This is a genomic window from Ensifer canadensis, from assembly GCF_017488845.2.
In the GTDB taxonomy this organism is placed as follows: Bacteria; Pseudomonadota; Alphaproteobacteria; order Rhizobiales; family Rhizobiaceae; genus Ensifer; species Ensifer canadensis.
On the sequence record NZ_CP083370.1, the window covers coordinates 2,509,692 to 2,525,413 of the forward strand.

Consider the following 15,722-nt stretch of genomic DNA (forward strand, 5'->3'; position numbering starts at 1 on the left):
CCAGACACTGGCGCGAAGGAGCAAGGCGTGAAAGAGCTGATCCTGGCATTGTTCCTCGGCCTTTCCACCGCCGCCGAAGCACAGACGATCAAATTCGTCACCGAGGACTACCCGCCCTACAACTTCTCGACTTCGAGCGGCGCAAGCGGCGCCTCGGTCGAGCAGGTAACCGCGATCATGGAGGGGCTGAAGCTTCCCTATACGATCGAAGTCCTGCCCTGGGCGCGGGCCTACATGCTGGCAGAAACCGATGCGTCCTATTGCGTCTTCACCACCGGCCGCAACACCGAGCGCGAAAAGCTGTTCCAGTGGGTGCAGCCGCTGCTCGTCGACCACATGATCATGGTCCGGCGCAAGGGATCTGACACCGCCCCCGGTTCGATCGATGCGGCAAAGCGGTTCACCATCGGCACCCAGCGGGAAGATTTTTCCGCCACCTACCTCACGGAACACGGCTTCGAGAAGATCGACTATGCGACCAATCTCGATTCGACGCTGAAGAAACTGATCGGCGGCCGCATCGACCTGATGATGACATCGGAGAAGACCTTCGAAAGCATGCGTGCCGAGGGCAAGCCCGTCGAGGCGGCATTGATGCTGGAAGGAGAATATTACGGCATCGCCTGCCATCGCGACATGGACAAGGAAACGGTCGAGAAGATGCAGCGCGAACTCGACCGCCTGATCGGCAACGGCACCCAGGATGCGATCTTCGATCGTTACGGCGTTCGGCCGAGCGGAAGCGAACAGGCAACGAAATAAGGATTGACTCTGATGGCGTTTCGCGCTCGTGAAGCGGGGAAAGCCCGACGGAGCGTAACGACATGCTGATCATTGCAGGACTTGGCAATCCAGGTTCGAAATATGCCTCAAACCGCCACAATATCGGTTTCATGGCTGTCGACGTCATCCATCGCCGCCATAACTTTTCCTCCTGGTCGAAGAAATTCAAGTCCGAGATCGCCGAGGGTGAAATCGGCGGCGAACGGGTTCTGCTGATGAAGCCGCAGACCTTCATGAACCTCTCCGGCGAGGCGGTCGGCGAAGCCATGCGCTTCCACAAGCTGCATCCGAAGGATATCACCGTCATCTATGACGAGCTGGATCTGCCGGCGGCAAAAGCCCGCATCAAGGTCGGCGGCGGCCACGGCGGCCACAACGGCATCAAATCGATCGACGCCCATTGCGGCAAGGAGTATCGCCGTCTGCGGCTCGGCATCGGCCATCCTGGCGTCAAGGACCTCGTCCACGCCCATGTGCTCGGCGATTTCGCCAAGGTCGACCAGACCTGGCTGGTGCCGCTGCTCGACGCCATCGCCGACAATGCCGACATGCTGGTGCGCGGTGAGGACTCGCAGCTTCTGAACAAGATCGCGCTTGCGACCGGCGGCAAGCCGGACGAGGACAAGCCGCAGGCGCAAAAGAAGCAGGGCGCGCAATCCCATATCCATCAGGCGCGCAATTCGGCTCAGCCGAAGAAGCTGCCTACGAGCGGTCCGATGGCCGACATGCTGAAGAAGCTGTTCGGCCCCAAGGGCGACTGACAGGTGTCGCCCCTGCCCTTCGCGATCCGTGCGGCATCGGCAGACGATCTGCCGGGACTTCTTGCGCTTTATGGCGAACTGAACCCGGACGACCCTTCGCTCGACACAACCCTCGCCACCGATCGCTTTCAGGCAATCTTTGCACAACCCGGCATGACGGTCTTCATCGGGTTTGCCGGCGATGTCGCCGCCGCATCGGTCACGTCGGTCGTCGTGCCGAACCTGACGCGGGGCGGCGCACCCTACGCTCTCATCGAAAACGTCGTCACTTCGGCCGCCTTTCGCAAGCGCGGCTTTGCCCGCGCTTTGATCCTGCATGCCATCGGCGATGCGTGGGCCGCCGGCTGCTACAAAGTCATGCTGCTGACGGGGTCGAAGGATCCCGCGACGCTGCGTTTCTACGAAAATTGTGGCTTCCGGCAGGACAAGACCGGCTATCAGATCCGCCGCCCCTGACCGTCACTCCTCCGGCTCGGTCATGAACATCAGCGGGAAGCCGGCATCCTTGGCGAGGTCGGTCGCCTCCTTTGCCTTGGTCTCGGCGATATCGCGCACGCAGACGACAACGACGGAAACCCCCATTTTGTGCGCCGTCATCATCACCCGGTAGCCCGCCTCCTCGCTCATATGGAACACGGCCTTCAGTACCATGACGACGAAGTCGCGCGGCGTGTAGTCGTCATTGACGAGAATGACCTTGTAGAGCTTCGGCCGCTCCAGCTTCGGTTTCGGCTTCAGCTTCGGTTTTGCGGCAAGATCGTCGTCACTCATCGGAAATCCACCCGTTGATGACAGGAAGGCGGTCGCGGTTGGCCATCCGGCCCCAGGACGCTGCCACTCAATATCGTACGCCAGACACCGCCAATCAAGCAAAAGCCCGCTCCTTCACCGCGCCGAAACGCGCGAAGGCTTGACCGTTCGGCTCCTTTATCCCATAGCCACGCCCAACGAATTCGAGAACGACAGGTTTTAGCCATGGGCTTTAAATGCGGTATTGTCGGGCTGCCGAACGTCGGCAAGTCCACCCTCTTCAACGCACTCACCAAGACGGCGGCGGCTCAGGCTGCCAACTATCCGTTCTGCACGATCGAGCCGAACACCGGCGAAGTCGCGGTTCCCGATCCGCGCATGCGCAAGCTGGCCGACATTGCCAAGTCGAAGGAAATCATCCCGACGCGCATCTCCTTCGTCGACATCGCCGGCCTGGTGCGCGGCGCGTCGAAGGGTGAAGGCCTCGGCAACCAGTTCCTCGCCAACATCCGCGAAGTGGATGCGGTGGTGCACGTGCTGCGCTGCTTCGAAGATGACGACATCACCCACGTCGAAGGCCGCATCAACCCGGTCGCCGATGCCGAGACGATCGAGACCGAGCTGATGCTCGCCGACCTCGACAGCCTGGAGCGCCGCACCGAGCAGACCCGCAAGCGCGCCGGCGGCAAGGACAAGGATTCGGTGGCACAGCTGCCGATCATGGACGCGTCGCTGAAGCTGCTGCAGGACGGCAAGCCGGTGCGCACGCTGCTTGCCAAGCTTGATGCCGAAGAACTGCGCATTCTGCAGGGCCTCAATCTCCTGACCGCCCATCCCGTGCTTTACGTCTGCAACGTCGCGGAAAGCGATGCCGTCGACGGCAACGAGCACACCCGCGCGGTTGCCGAAATGGCAAAGACCCAAGGCGCTGAAAGCGTCGTGATTTCGGCGGCGATCGAATCCGAAGTGGCGCAGCTGCCGGAAGAGGAAGCCAAGGAGTTCCTGAGCGCGCTCGGTCTCGAGGAGGCTGGTCTCGACCGCCTGATCCGCGCCGGCTACAAGCTGCTCGATCTCATCACCTATTTCACGGTCGGTCCGAAGGAAACGCGCGCCTGGACGATCCCGCGCGGCACCAAGGCACCGCAGGCCGCCGGCGTCATCCACACCGACTTCGAGCGCGGCTTCATCCGTGCCAACACCATCGCCTTCGACGATTACATTGCGCTCGGCGGCGAAGTCGGCGCCAAGGAAGCCGGCAAGGCCCGCGACGAAGGCAAGGAATATGTCGTCCAGGACGGCGACGTCATCCACTTCCGCTTCAACACGTAAGACAATGAGATGAGGCGCGCTTCACGCGCGCAGCCATTGAAGCATGTCGCGCAAAAGTGTGCTGCGGTTTTGCGATAACGACATGCGCAAAGAACAAGAGCTTAAAGCGCAGAAAGCGATCTGAAAGATCGCAACGCGCGTTACCCGATATTACGGCGCGGCATGCAACCGCGCCGTAATCACTTCCGGCAACAGGTTCATGACAATGCGCCGCAGCTTCTGCCAGAAAATGCCGATGAAAAGCACGGTGACGCCGACCGCCGCGAAGGCAACGAAGACGTAGTTGTCAAGCGACGCGCCGGTCTGGTTGAGCATCGTCCAGATCGCGCCTCCGAGCGACAACAGCCCTGAAGTGACGAAGGCGCGGCGGTCGATGACCAATCCGACCAGCATGAACAGGGCAACGATCAGAATGGCGGCAATCGCCTGGCCAAGCCCGGCCTGCCCGTCCCACCACGTGCCGCGGCCGTTCGACACGAAGACCAGACCGATCAGCGAGTAGAGCAATGCGGGCGCGGCGGCCAGATGCAGCCAGAACGCCGTATCGGAGCGCGCCGTCACACGCTGTGGATCGGAAACGTCGTAGCGCATGGCGGTCGCAAAGAGACCCAGGGCTCCGACAAGAACGGTGAGCGCGAGAAGCATGAAATGGTCGTCGTTGGCGAGGTCGATCCCCAAGCTCCTCTCGAAGGCAAGAAGGATCGCGACCACGCAGATGAGTGCGACCGACACCATCAGACCGGCCAGCGCCAGCGGAACGCGATAGCGCCAGTAGAACAGACCAAGCGGGATCGGGAACGCTGATAGATAGGCGAGTGCAAAGACCATCGGCTTCCAGGCATCATCATGCTCGCTCACGAACAACAGTGACGTCGTCCCGACCCAATGCACGAGAGCAACCGTCAGCGCCACCGACGGCAGCGCCAGCCGCTGGCGCCGCACCAGGATTTCCGCGAGCCCAAGAATGACCGGCAGCGTTACGAATGGGCCGCCCAAGCCCCAGAGGCCGATCAGCACGACAACGACGCCGATCGTGATCAGGATATCGTGAAATCCCCTGACGAACCGCGGCTGTTCGCTGTCTTCGGCGGCGCGGGCATCGAACGCCGCATCGTCCCGGTCGGCGGCAGCATCCGGTGCCACCGGCCCGAAGCTGATGCCACGGTCAGCGAGATAGGCTTCGAGATCGCTCACCTGACGGGCAGAGATGATCCCTTTTTCGGCAGCGCCTGCGAGCGCCCTGTTCAGTTCGGTCACGAGCATTCCTCAATCAAAAGCCGGTCGATACACCCATAAATCAGGTGGTTGCATGAACAATCGGCATGCGCAACCTGGAAATTCCACGATACGGTGGCATCAACCGACACGAGAGCGCCACAGGTCAGAGATGACGAATGAGGCACGCTCTAACGTTTGAAAGCCACTGCTTAATTTCCCGCTTAAATCGATTCCGGTTTGAGAAATTATGCAGTACGTAAAGCGTCAGCAAATCAGACGGGACAACTCAGCATGCTGTATTTCGAGGATTTTTCCGAAGGGCGACGCTTCGACTACAAGCCGGTCGAAATGAAGCCTGCGGACATGATCGCCTTTGCCCGTGAATTCGACCCGCAGCCGATGCATCTCGACGAGGAAGCTGGCAAACTCAGCATCCTTGGCAGCCTCTCTGCCTCCGGCTGGCACACCAGCGCCGTCGGCATGCGCATGATGCTCGACGCCTTCATGGGCCATTCTTCGTCTCAAGGCTCTCCCGGCATCGATTTCATGGACTGGAAGAAGCCGGTGATAGCAGGCGACGTGCTCACCGGTTTCAGCCAGGTGCTCGAAGCGCGCCGGTCGAAGTCCAAGCCGAGCCTCGGCATCGTCAAGTTCCGCAACGAAATCGTCAACCAGACCGGCGAACCGGTGGCGGTTTCGGAATGTACCGTGCTCTTCCGCTGCCGCGACAAAGGTCAGAATTAATGATGACGATGGAGGAGTTTTACGCCACCGGTCGCAGGACCGTCATCGGCACCCTGGCCTTTACCGCCGAGGATATCGTCCGCTTCGCCCGTGACTTCGATCCGCAGCCGTTCCACCTCGACGCGGAAGAGGCTCGGCATTCGCTGTTTGGCGGTCTATGCGCCTCCGGCTGGCACACCGCGGCCGGATGGATGCAGTGTTTCGTCCGGTTCTGGAAGGACGAACAGCGGCGGCTTGCGGCCGAAGGCCTGCACGCGCCACGGCTCGGCCCCTCGCCCGGCTTCCGGGATCTGAAATGGCTGAAGCCGGTCTATGCCGGCGATACCGTGACCTATGCCGTCACGTTCCTCGAAAGCCGCACGCTCGCTTCGCGGCCGGGCTGGCGGATCAACACGATCCTCTGCGAAGGCGAAAACCAGCACGGCGAGGCGGTCATCCGTTTCGAAAGCAAGGTCATCGAGTTCGTTTAGCCAGGGCATCTCCAGGAAAAACGCCAAGAGGCTTTCAGTCAAGAAATGCTTGGAAATAAAGAGATAGAGCGTTTCCGTAACTCCGGTTAACCCGGAAACGCTCTGTTGAGCGACCGTCGCCCGTCCAAACGACGCGCGTCCCCGTTATTCCTTAAATCAGGAACGATTTGGGCGTAAAATCCGTTCGGACCTTCAGAGTTCCGCGCCAGTGGCCGAAAGGCCAGCACGCGTGGGAACTTCGACAGAAAGGAACGGAGGGCTATCGATGGAAAAGACCCATGTTCGCGAACTGGCGGAGGAATATCTTCGCCTCGGCGGCCACCGGCGCGTGGCCATCGACGATAACGAAACCTCGATCAGAAGCTGGGAAGACGAACCGCCGGAAGCCGACGCCTTCTGGCGGAAAGAGGTGGAAACACTGACGCCGGCAACGCAGCGCGAGGTGCAACTGATGCTGCCGACGATCAACCGCGCCTGAGCGGTGTCAGTGACCTTCGAATTCGATCAGCGTGCGGACATTGACGCCGAGCGCCTCGAGTCTCTTGCGGCCACCGAGTTCCGGCAGGTCGATGACGAAACAGGCCGCGACGATATCGGCGCCCATCTGCTTCAACAGCTTGACGGCCGCTTCCGCTGTGCCGCCGGTCGCGATCAGGTCGTCGACCAGAATGACCTTCTCCCCCGGGCTGATCGCGTCCTTGTGCATCTCCATCTCGTCGACGCCGTATTCGAGGCTATAGGCGATGCGCACCGTGTCGTGCGGCAGCTTGCCCTTCTTGCGGATCGGCACGAAGCCGGAGGAAAGCTGGTGGGCGATCGCGCCGCCAAGAATGAAGCCGCGCGCCTCGATGCCGGCGATCTTGTCGATCTTGGTACCGGCATAGGGGTGCACCAGTTCGTCGATCGCACGGCGGAACGCCCTGGGATTGCCGAGCAGGGTGGTGATATCGCGGAACATGACGCCCGGCTTCGGATAGTCCGGAATGTTGCGGATGGCGGCGATCAGTTCCGATTGAACGGTAGTGGTCATGGGCAAAGAAGGCCTTTGTGTCTCTTGTTACCGCAAACCCATAACACCATCGACCCGCATGTCTATAACGGTTTCTGCCGCACGGATGGCTGGAACAATTTGGTCGTGCCGGGGGTTGATGCTACGCTGAGGCCCATGGCACGCGGAGGAGATGCGCGCGCCGCATGCCTCACGTTGAGCCCACATCGGAAGGAGGAACATCATGCGCCTGTTTGAATGCGGTTCTCTTGTCCCGGGGTGCGAATGGCACACCCGCGCCGATAACGACGCCGAAATCGTCCGCCGCGTGGTGGAACACATGCGCCAGGCCCACGGTGAAACGATGATCCGCGAAAACATGATCGATAACATCAAGGCCCGCATCGTCGAAGAAACCAAGGCCGCCTGACGAAACTACATCTACTCCGAACGCGCGCGGGTCTTGCAATGACAACGCCCGCGACGCGTGCCGTTTGCCCTGACACCGAATGATGGTGCGTCGCATCGAACCGGTGCGAGGGACCAAGTCTGTCCCGGCGAGCCGCCCGATCTGGATTTTCAGGCCGAGTTGACCGTGACCGTCATCCAGGTCTGGATCTGAGGCACACGGCACCGCATTCGCCGATCCCTATGCTATGGCAATGACGCGAAGGAAGATTTGACCCGCGCGGTGCTCACGCTCTATAGCACGTGGCCTGTTGTCCTTACCTGTATGGCGATCTCTTGCGTTTACCGGTGGGCTGCGCCAACGTCTCATGCCCTCATTCTTTTTAACTGGCATTCGGAACCTATGAACGACAAAGTTTTTGACACTTTGACCGGCATGTACTTCACGGTCGACGATCCCGATGGAAGTTACGGCACGGGTCAAGTTATTCGCCTCGCTGCCGAAGGGATTTACTTCATTCGCTTCGACGGCAACGAGGTAATGCTGCCTCTGGAGCTCGTATCCATCGGCGAGATGCTGCAGACCACCGACGAAGAGTACAAGCTCTGGCGGTTCTTCGACACGCTCGAGGAAAGGGACAAATGGATCGAATGGCTGGACGCCCCATCGAAGCCACGGGTCGTCTCGCTGGTGAGGCCGACCAAGTAACAGCCTCTCGGCTCCCTCGCTCTACGAGCCCACAGCTTGCTCAATACCGGCAGTTGGTGCCAGGAAAGATCGGTCATCTACATCTAACATGGTCGCGCGCCACGCGCTTTACGCGCGCGGCACCATCGTCTCGAGGCGGGCGACAAGGTTTGCCCGGTCGACACTGAAATTGCGGTCTACCCACAGGGCCTCCAGCTCACCGAGGATCTGGCCGACGCGAGGCCCGGCGGGGATGCCGGCCTTCAGCACATCGGCGCCCGTCAGCGGGAAGCTCGGGCGCTTCCATGCCTCGGTGCGCGTCAAGAGGCGCTGGAACGCCGCCGTCTCGGCAAGCAAGGCCGGATCGTTTTCGGACTTGCGTCTGGCCGAGGCGAGCGCGAGGCGAAGCCGGACGGAAATCCCCTCAGCGCCGTGGCGGTAGAGCAAGCGATCGAGCGCCGCATCCACAGTCTTTGCCGGTAGCGCTGGCGCATTCGCAAAGCGCGAAAAATACGCTGCCTCGGCCTTCGACAGGCGCAGCCGCGCGGCCATGGCTTCGAGCCGATCTTCATCCGGCGGCACGATTGCCGCAAGGCGCAGCAGTGGATCCGGTGCCCAAGAAAAGGCCTTCTCGGCAGCAACCAGTTCCGGAATGGCGTCGATGCCCCATTTCTCGGTCTCGGGCAGGATTTCGGTCAACACGCCCGCCTGGCGCATCCAGAGCAGCGCCCGGCCCGGGTCCTCGGCTGAAAGCAGCTTCTTCGTCTCGGCCCAAACCCGCTCTGCCGAAAGTGTCGACAGCTTGGAACGCGCCTGGGCGCAGGCCCTCAGGCCATCGGCATCGGGGCGACCGTTGCCGTAATGGGCGAAGAAGCGGAAGAAGCGCAGGATGCGAAGATAATCCTCGGCCACCCGCTCGGCAGCATTGCCGATGAAGCGCAAAGTGCGGGTCTTAATATCGGCAAGGCCGCCGACGTCGTCCACGACCTCGCCCTCATGGTCCGCGTAGAGCGCGTTGATGGTGAAGTCGCGCCGCTCGGCATCCACCTTCCAGTCGGTTCCGAACGCAACTTCAGCGCGGCGCCCGTCGGTCGCGACATCGCGGCGCAGCGTCGTCACCTCATAGGGCGTACCGTCGATGACGAGCGTCACCGTGCCGTGGTCGATGCCTGTCGGTACCACCTTGATGTCGGCTGCCTTGGCGCGGGCAACGACCTCGTCTGGATGCCAGGTGGTGGCCATGTCGACATCGCCGGCCGGCACCCCCATCAGGCTGTTGCGCACGGCGCCGCCGACGACGCGCACCTCCCCGCCCTCGACATTCAGGAGATCGAAGACGCGACGAAGGGATGGAGCCGAAAACCAGCTCTCACCGGCAACCGAGGTCATGCATAAAGCCTTTCATAAAGCATTCGGACGATGCCGGCGGTGATACCCCAGATATTCCTGTCGCCATAGGGCATGCGATAGAAATGCCGGTCTTCACCCTGCCAGTGGCCGCTTCCACGCCCATGGTTTCCGGGGTTCATGAGGAAGGACAGCGGCACTTCGAAGACGCTTTCGACCTCGTCGGGGTTGGGCACCAGCTCGAAGCCGGGCTGCACCACCGCCAGAACCGGCGTGATTTTGAAACCGGACAACGCCATATAGTGCGGCAGTCGTCCGATCGTCTCGACGAACCGCGGGTCAAGACCGATCTCCTCCTGCGCCTCGCGAAGGGCGGCGGACTCGATCGAGCGGTCCTCCGGGTCGACCGCGCCGCCGGGAAACGCCACCTGGCCGGAATGCTTGCGCAGGCTTGCGGTCCGCTGGGTGAAGATGACATGCGCATCCTCGCCGTCGTCGACCACCGGCACCAGCACGGCCGCATCCTTCAGATGCAGGGTTTCAAGATGCGGCACGATACTGGGATTGAGCAGGAAATCTCCGTGTTCCCGCCACGCGCTTTCCACTGGCCCGCCCATCTGGGTCAGGGCCCGGCGGCGAAATTCGTCGGCAGAATAGGGATGCCGGTTCATCGCGACAGCGCTTCCAGTTCGGCAGCCTTCATGATCGGGAAGATGGACCCACCCGAGCGCACGCAGAACATCTCGACGCCGTCGACCACCACGGTCTCGCCGAGTTCGACGAGATCGTACATGACGGGCCGGGAAACCAGCGCCTCGAGCCGGCCGCGCACGTGCAGGTACGGCTTCAGTTCGCGGTTCTCGCCATGAATGACAAAACGCAGGGCATGCTCCGGCCCGGCCTCGACAACGTCACCGACATTGGTGCGAAAGGTCAGCACCTGCACGCCGTCCGCCTGCGTCACGCTCATTTCGACGGCAACGAAGGGCGCGTCGACGATGCGGATCGCCACCTTTTCCACAGGCGTCACCAGATAGGTGACGCCATCCTCGTCCTTGCGCAAAACTGTGGAGAACAGCCGCACCAGTGGCTGCCGGCCGATCGGCGTGCCCAGATAGAACCAGGTGCCGTCGGCGCGGATTTCCATGTCGATATCGCCGCAGAACGGCGGATTCCAGCGCTCCACCGGCGGCAGGCCACGCTTGCGGTCGCCTGTCTGGCCGGCCGCACGCGCGATCAGGGCCGCCAGTCCGGCCGCGTCCCCGGTTCGCTGAATTTCGGCTTCTGCCATCGTTCCGTCCCGATTGGCCCCGATTTTGCACCGGAGGCGTGTATGTCGTCGCGAGATGCGGCGTGTATGCTGTCACGAGATAGTGCGTCTGCGGCGACTTGTCAGCCGTCAGCCAGGGTCTAAATTGGAATAAGGCAACTGAAAATCCCCCGCGGGGCGATTCGGTTCAACAACGGGCGACCGGGGAGTACGACCATGAGTGTGATGAAGGGCGCCACGGAAGCGACCGACGAAAGGGCGATCGTTGCCGCGGCGGAAAACGCGCTCGCGGAGATCGCGCTCGTGCGGGCCGAAGTCGGCAAGGTCATCTTCGGTCAGGAGAACGTGGTCGAGCAGACGCTGCTTGCCGTTTTGTCCGGCGGCCACGCCCTTCTCGTCGGCGTTCCCGGCCTTGCGAAAACCAAGCTGGTCGCGACGCTCGGCACCGTTCTCGGCCTTGATTCCAGCCGCGTGCAGTTCACGCCCGACCTGATGCCATCGGACATTCTCGGCTCGGAAGTGATGGACCAGGATGCCGCCGGCCACCGCTCCTTCCGCTTCATCCCCGGTCCGATCTTCACGCAGCTGCTGATGGCCGACGAAATCAACCGTGCCTCGCCGCGCACGCAGTCGGCGCTGCTGCAGGCGATGCAGGAGTATCACATCACCGTTGCCGGAGCCCGCAAGGACCTGCCGCAGCCGTTCCACGTGCTGGCCACCCAGAACCCGCTGGAGCAGGAAGGCACCTACCCCCTGCCGGAAGCCCAGCTCGACCGCTTCCTGATGCAGGTTGACGTCGGTTATCCCGAGCTTGCCGCCGAACGACAGATCCTGCTTGAGACCACCGGCGTCACGGAGGCCTCGGCCCGGCCGGTGATCGACGCCGCCCGCCTGCAGCAGATCCAGAGCCTGATCCGGCAGATGCCGGTCGGCGAGAAGGTGGTCGATGCCATCCTTGATCTCGTGCGCTCCGCCCGCCCCGGCAACGGCAATGCCGCCACCGACAAGAACGTCGCCTGGGGCCCGGGTCCGCGCGCCGGACAGGCGCTGATGCTCTGCGCCCGCGCCCGTGCGCTCTACGACGGTCGCCTGGCGCCGTCGATCGACGATATTCTGGCGCTCGCCGAGCCCGTTCTCCAGCACCGCATGGCGCTGACCTTCGCTGCCCGTGCCGAAGGCATGACCGTGCGCGATGTCGTCGCCGAGCTGGTGAAGCAAGCCAAGGGATAAAGAATGGCCTCCATCGGGCACATAGTTGCGCGTACCCCCGCTGGTGAGGTTCTTTCCCGTGCGCAGCAGCGCGCGATGCTCGTTCCTGACTGCCTGGTCGAGGCCCGCCGCATCGCCAATACGGTGATCTCCGGCTGGCATGGGCGGCGCAAGCGCGGGATCGGCGAGAATTTCTGGCAGTTTCGCCCCTATAGCGACGGCGAAAGCCTGTCGCGCATCGACTGGCGCCGTTCGGCCCGCGACGACCATACCTATGTGCGCGACCGCGAATGGGAAGCGGCCCACACCATCTGGCTCTGGGCCGACCTGTCTCCGTCGATGATGTACAAGTCAACGCTCGGTTCGGTGTCAAAGGAAAGCCGGGCCCTGGTCTTGATGCTGGCGCTCGCCGAAATCCTCGCCCGCTCCGGCGAACGCATCGGATGCCCCGGCGTGATGGAGCCGATCTCCGCCCGCAACGCCGCCGAACGGCTGGCAACCGCGATCATGCTGAGCCCGCTCTCCGAAGGGCTGCCCGAGACGGGGATGATCCGCAGCGCCAGCGATCTCGTCTTGATCGGCGATTTTCTCGATCCGACCGACAGGATCATGGAGCGGCTGGGCCCGCTCGCCCGCCGCGGCCTGCGCGGTCATGTCGTCGAGGTTGCCGATCCGGCGGAGGAAGTCTTCCCCTATGCCGGGCGGACTGAATTCAGCGACCCGGAAACCGGCCAGAAACTGACGGCCGGCCGCGCCGAGGTCCTGCGCGAGGACTATCAGCGCGCCTACCTCGCCCGCCGCGAAAGCCTCGGCGTCACGCTGCGCCATCTCGGCTGGACCTTCACGCCGCACAGGACCGATCGGCCCGCCTCCGAGGCGCTGGTTGCCGTCCACATGTATCTGTCCGGCATGCCAGGACGCGCTACGCATGGAGGCCAGCTATGACCGGCCTTCCCTTCCTCTTCGCCAATCCGGCACTCTTGGCAGCCCTGATCGCTTTGCCGGTGATCTGGTGGCTGTTGCGCATGACGCCGCCGAAACCGGCGGCCGAAGTGTTCCCGCCGTTGCGCATTCTCGCCTCCGTGTTGAAGCGCGAGGAAACCCCATCGAAAAGCCCGTGGTGGCTGACCCTGCTGCGCATGCTGATGGCGGCCGCCGTCATCCTCGCGATCGCCGATCCCGTCGTGAACCCGCGTCAGAACACACTTGCTACCGGCGGCCCGCTGGCGATCGTCGTCGACAACAGCTGGGCAACCGCCACCGACTGGGAACAGCGCGTCGATGCCGTGAGCACGCTGATTGACGACGCGGAAGCGCGCGACCTTGCAGTCTCCATCGCCTTCACCGGTGATCGCCAGCACGACGCCACGCCAGGCTCGGCAGCAACCGCGCGCAACAGGCTTGCCGCTGCCGCCCCCATTCCCCTTGCCGTCGACCGAGCCCAGGCGATAGCCGCGCTGAAAACCGCATTTGAGGGCACGAATCCCGGCACGCTCGCCTTCGTCAGCGACGGCATCGAGGCTGCGGATCAGAAGACGATGGCAGCGCTTGCTGACGTGGGAGCTGCCGAACTGCGGGTCGTCGAGGCCGATGGTAGCCGCACCGTAGCGCTGACCGATACCAGCAACGGCTCGACCGGCATGTCGGTGACGGCAACGCGCCTGCGCAAGGACGGCGCGCTGACCCTGCCGATCGTCGCCTACGATACGCGTGGGCGCGCGATCGCCGATGGACAGATCGCCTTCGCCTCGGGCGAAGGCGTTGCCAAGGGCAGCATCGAAGCGCCCTTCGAACTGCGCAACGACTTTGCCCGCATCGGCATCGAGAATGCAGCGACCGCCGGCAGCGTGCATCTGCTCGACGATGGCTTCCGCCGTCGCCGCGTCGCCCTGCTGAGCGGCGAGGCCCGCGACCTGTCGCAGCCGCTGCTATCGCCGCTCTACTACATCAACCGTGCGCTCACCCCCTATGCGGATCTCGTCGAACCGCACGAGACGGATCTCGCCGTCGCCATTCCGGAACTGTTGGAGCAGAAGCCGTCCGTACTGATCATGGCCGATATCGGCCGGCTGCCGGAGGAGATTTATCCGAAGCTGTCGAAGTGGATCGATAATGGCGGCATGCTCATCCGCTTTGCCGGCCCGCGGCTTGCCGCTGCCCCCGCAGACGATCCGCTTGTGCCGGTGACGCTGCGCCAGGGTGAACGCGCGCTTGGCGGCGCGCTGTCCTGGTCCGAACCGCAGCCGCTTGCCGACTACCCCGGAAACAGCCCGTTTGCCGGCATGGCACGCCCGACAGACATTCTCGTCAAGCGGCAGGTGCTGGCCGAGCCGACCTCCGATCTTGCCGAGCGCACCTGGGCAAGCCTTGCCGACGGCACGCCGCTGGTAACGACCTCAGCTCACGGCGCCGGTCGCATCATCCTTTTCCATGTCAGCGCCGAGGCCACCTGGTCGAACCTGCCGATCTCGGGCGATTTCGTCGAAATGCTTCGCCGCAGCGTCCAGCTTTCGCGCGGCGGCGGCGTTGCCAACGAGGGCAAGGCGCAACAGCAGACGCTCGCGCCCTATCGGCTGCTCAATGCCGACGGCGTGCTCGTGGCCGAGACCGGCAACGCCCGGCCGCTCGACGTCATCCCCGGCAAGGTGCCGGTCGCCACACCGGAAAACCCTCCGGGTCTCTATGGCTCCGAAGACGGTTTCACCGCGCTCAACCTGCTGCCACGCAATGCCGAGCTGCAGCCGATCGACATGACGGCCGCCGGCGCTCACACCGCCCAGCAACTGGCCGGGTCCGAGAGCTGGTCGCTGAAGCCGGCGTTGTTCACACTGGCCCTGCTGCTGCTGCTCGTCGACGCGCTGATCGTGTTGTTCATGGGCGGGGCCTTCTCGCGGCTGCGCGCAGCAAAGGCCATGACCGCGGTCCTGTTGCTGGCGGCAAGCGCCTTTCTCGTTTCGCCGCCGGATAGTCTGGCCGATGACAGTCGACCGGAAGACGCCGCCATTCTCGAGCGCCTCGACACCACGCATCTGGCCTATGTGGTGACCGGTGAGAGTGAAGTCGACCGCCTGTCCGAGCGCGGGCTGACGGGGCTCACCGACTTCCTCACCTATCGCACCACGCTGGAGCCCGGCACGCCCGTCGGCCTCGATATCACCAAGGACGAGCTCTCGTTCTACCCGATCATCTACTGGCCGGTCTCCGCCTCGGCGCCGATGCCGAGCCCACAGGCCGTCAGCCGCATCGACGCCTATATGCGCGCCGGCGGCACGGTGCTGTTCGACACGCGCGACCAGTTCTCCTCGCTCGGCGCGTCATCCGGTGGCACCAGCCCCAACACCGAGAGGCTGCAGGCGATCCTTGCCAACCTCGACATCCCGCCGTTGGAGCCGGTTCCTACCGACCACGTGCTGACCAAGGCCTTTTACCTGCTGGCGAACTTCCCAGGCCGTTATACCGGCAGCCCGCTCTGGATCGAGGCGCAGCTCGACAATCGCGAAGAGCCAAGCAACCGCCCAGCGCGCTCGGGCGACGGCGTGACGCCGATCATGATCACCGGCAACGACTTTGCCGGCGCCTGGGCGGTGGACGCCAATGGCGTCGCGCTGCTGCCGACGGTGCCGCCGGACGAAATGCAGCGCGAATACGCCTTCCGTTCCGGCGTCAACATCATGATGTATATGCTGACCGGCAACTACAAGGCCGACCAGGTGCACGTGCCGGCCCTGCTCGAACGGCTCGGACAATGAGGGCCGAT

Annotated in this window: 18 protein-coding genes; 12 read left to right on the top strand and 6 right to left on the bottom strand. The window is 63.2% G+C overall.

Annotated elements, in window-relative coordinates:
• Positions 1 to 27: 27 nt before the first annotated feature.
• The 3 genes from J3R84_RS12235 to J3R84_RS12245 all read left to right on the top strand — a co-directional run bounded on the left by J3R84_RS12235 (position 28) and on the right by J3R84_RS12245 (position 2,000).
• Positions 28 to 762 carry a substrate-binding periplasmic protein gene (locus J3R84_RS12235; protein WP_025427934.1) on the top strand — a complete coding sequence of 245 codons (735 nt, stop codon included), beginning with the start codon at positions 28 to 30 and terminating at the stop codon, positions 760 to 762.
• 62 nt (positions 763 to 824) lie between these two features.
• Positions 825 to 1,544 (top strand): aminoacyl-tRNA hydrolase, encoded by a 720-nt coding sequence (pth, locus tag J3R84_RS12240; RefSeq protein ID WP_025427935.1) that lies wholly within the window; start codon positions 825 to 827, stop codon positions 1,542 to 1,544.
• Positions 1,545 to 1,547: 3 nt separating this feature from the next.
• Entirely contained in the window at positions 1,548 to 2,000 is a 453-nt protein-coding gene (locus J3R84_RS12245; RefSeq protein ID WP_025427936.1) for a GNAT family N-acetyltransferase, read from the top strand.
• Positions 2,001 to 2,003: 3 nt separating this feature from the next.
• Here J3R84_RS12245 and clpS read toward each other — a convergent pair whose 3' ends face one another.
• A complete protein-coding gene (clpS, locus tag J3R84_RS12250) occupies positions 2,004 to 2,315 on the bottom strand; it encodes an ATP-dependent Clp protease adapter ClpS (RefSeq protein WP_025427937.1) in 312 nt (103 codons plus the stop codon).
• A gap of 204 nt (positions 2,316 to 2,519) precedes the next feature.
• Between clpS and ychF the strand changes: the two genes are divergently transcribed.
• Entirely contained in the window at positions 2,520 to 3,623 is a 1,104-nt protein-coding gene (gene ychF / locus J3R84_RS12255; RefSeq protein WP_057208775.1) for a redox-regulated ATPase YchF, read from the top strand.
• A gap of 150 nt (positions 3,624 to 3,773) precedes the next feature.
• Here the strand turns inward: ychF and J3R84_RS12260 are convergent, their stop codons facing one another.
• Positions 3,774 to 4,880 (bottom strand): hypothetical protein, encoded by a 1,107-nt coding sequence (locus J3R84_RS12260; protein ID WP_207207678.1) that lies wholly within the window; start codon positions 4,878 to 4,880, stop codon positions 3,774 to 3,776.
• A 252-nt stretch (positions 4,881 to 5,132) separates the two neighbouring features.
• Here J3R84_RS12260 and J3R84_RS12265 point away from each other — a divergent pair, with 252 nt between their 5' ends.
• From J3R84_RS12265 to J3R84_RS12275, 3 genes are all read left to right on the top strand, one after another.
• Positions 5,133 to 5,585, top strand: a complete 453-nt coding sequence (locus tag J3R84_RS12265; protein WP_203529131.1) for a MaoC family dehydratase — start codon at positions 5,133 to 5,135, stop codon at positions 5,583 to 5,585.
• Positions 5,585 to 6,055, top strand: a complete 471-nt coding sequence (locus tag J3R84_RS12270) for a MaoC family dehydratase (protein WP_025427941.1) — start codon at positions 5,585 to 5,587, stop codon at positions 6,053 to 6,055. The genes J3R84_RS12265 and J3R84_RS12270 overlap by 1 nt, the downstream gene beginning before the upstream one ends.
• 265 nt (positions 6,056 to 6,320) lie before the next feature.
• Positions 6,321 to 6,533, top strand: a complete 213-nt coding sequence (locus J3R84_RS12275) for a hypothetical protein (RefSeq protein ID WP_025427942.1) — start codon at positions 6,321 to 6,323, stop codon at positions 6,531 to 6,533.
• A 6-nt stretch (positions 6,534 to 6,539) separates the two neighbouring features.
• On the opposite strand, the gene J3R84_RS12280 is transcribed toward J3R84_RS12275, so the two are convergent.
• Positions 6,540 to 7,085 (bottom strand): adenine phosphoribosyltransferase, encoded by a 546-nt coding sequence (locus J3R84_RS12280; protein WP_025427943.1) that lies wholly within the window; start codon positions 7,083 to 7,085, stop codon positions 6,540 to 6,542.
• A 202-nt stretch (positions 7,086 to 7,287) separates the two neighbouring features.
• Here J3R84_RS12280 and J3R84_RS12285 point away from each other — a divergent pair, with 202 nt between their 5' ends.
• Complete coding sequence (locus tag J3R84_RS12285) at positions 7,288 to 7,473, top strand: DUF1059 domain-containing protein (protein WP_025427944.1); 186 nt, start codon at positions 7,288 to 7,290, stop codon at positions 7,471 to 7,473.
• Positions 7,474 to 7,854: 381 nt separating this feature from the next.
• The gene (locus J3R84_RS12290; RefSeq protein ID WP_025427945.1) at positions 7,855 to 8,160 is read left to right on the top strand and encodes a hypothetical protein; all 306 of its coding nucleotides are present in this window, start codon (positions 7,855 to 7,857) and stop codon (positions 8,158 to 8,160) included.
• A gap of 108 nt (positions 8,161 to 8,268) precedes the next feature.
• On the opposite strand, the gene J3R84_RS12295 is transcribed toward J3R84_RS12290, so the two are convergent.
• From J3R84_RS12295 to J3R84_RS12305, 3 genes are read right to left on the bottom strand one after another with little or no spacing between them, the layout of a single operon-like run.
• A complete protein-coding gene (locus J3R84_RS12295; protein WP_025427946.1) occupies positions 8,269 to 9,528 on the bottom strand; it encodes a CCA tRNA nucleotidyltransferase in 1,260 nt (419 codons plus the stop codon).
• Entirely contained in the window at positions 9,525 to 10,157 is a 633-nt protein-coding gene (locus J3R84_RS12300) for a CoA pyrophosphatase (protein ID WP_025427947.1), read from the bottom strand. The genes J3R84_RS12295 and J3R84_RS12300 overlap by 4 nt, the downstream gene beginning before the upstream one ends.
• Positions 10,154 to 10,777, bottom strand: a complete 624-nt coding sequence (locus J3R84_RS12305; RefSeq protein WP_025427948.1) for a DUF1285 domain-containing protein — start codon at positions 10,775 to 10,777, stop codon at positions 10,154 to 10,156. Before J3R84_RS12305 ends, J3R84_RS12300 begins: the two co-directional genes overlap by 4 nt.
• A 195-nt stretch (positions 10,778 to 10,972) precedes the next feature.
• Here J3R84_RS12305 and J3R84_RS12310 point away from each other — a divergent pair, with 195 nt between their 5' ends.
• The 3 genes from J3R84_RS12310 to J3R84_RS12320 are packed head-to-tail and all read left to right on the top strand — an operon-like array spanning position 10,973 to position 15,714.
• Positions 10,973 to 11,986, top strand: a complete 1,014-nt coding sequence (locus J3R84_RS12310; RefSeq protein WP_025427949.1) for an AAA family ATPase — start codon at positions 10,973 to 10,975, stop codon at positions 11,984 to 11,986.
• A gap of 3 nt (positions 11,987 to 11,989) precedes the next feature.
• Positions 11,990 to 12,910, top strand: coding sequence for a DUF58 domain-containing protein (locus J3R84_RS12315; protein ID WP_025427950.1), 921 nt, complete (start codon positions 11,990 to 11,992; stop codon positions 12,908 to 12,910).
• Positions 12,907 to 15,714 (top strand): DUF4159 domain-containing protein, encoded by a 2,808-nt coding sequence (locus J3R84_RS12320; RefSeq protein WP_025427951.1) that lies wholly within the window; start codon positions 12,907 to 12,909, stop codon positions 15,712 to 15,714. The genes J3R84_RS12315 and J3R84_RS12320 overlap by 4 nt, the downstream gene beginning before the upstream one ends.
• Positions 15,715 to 15,722: the final 8 nt, after the last annotated feature.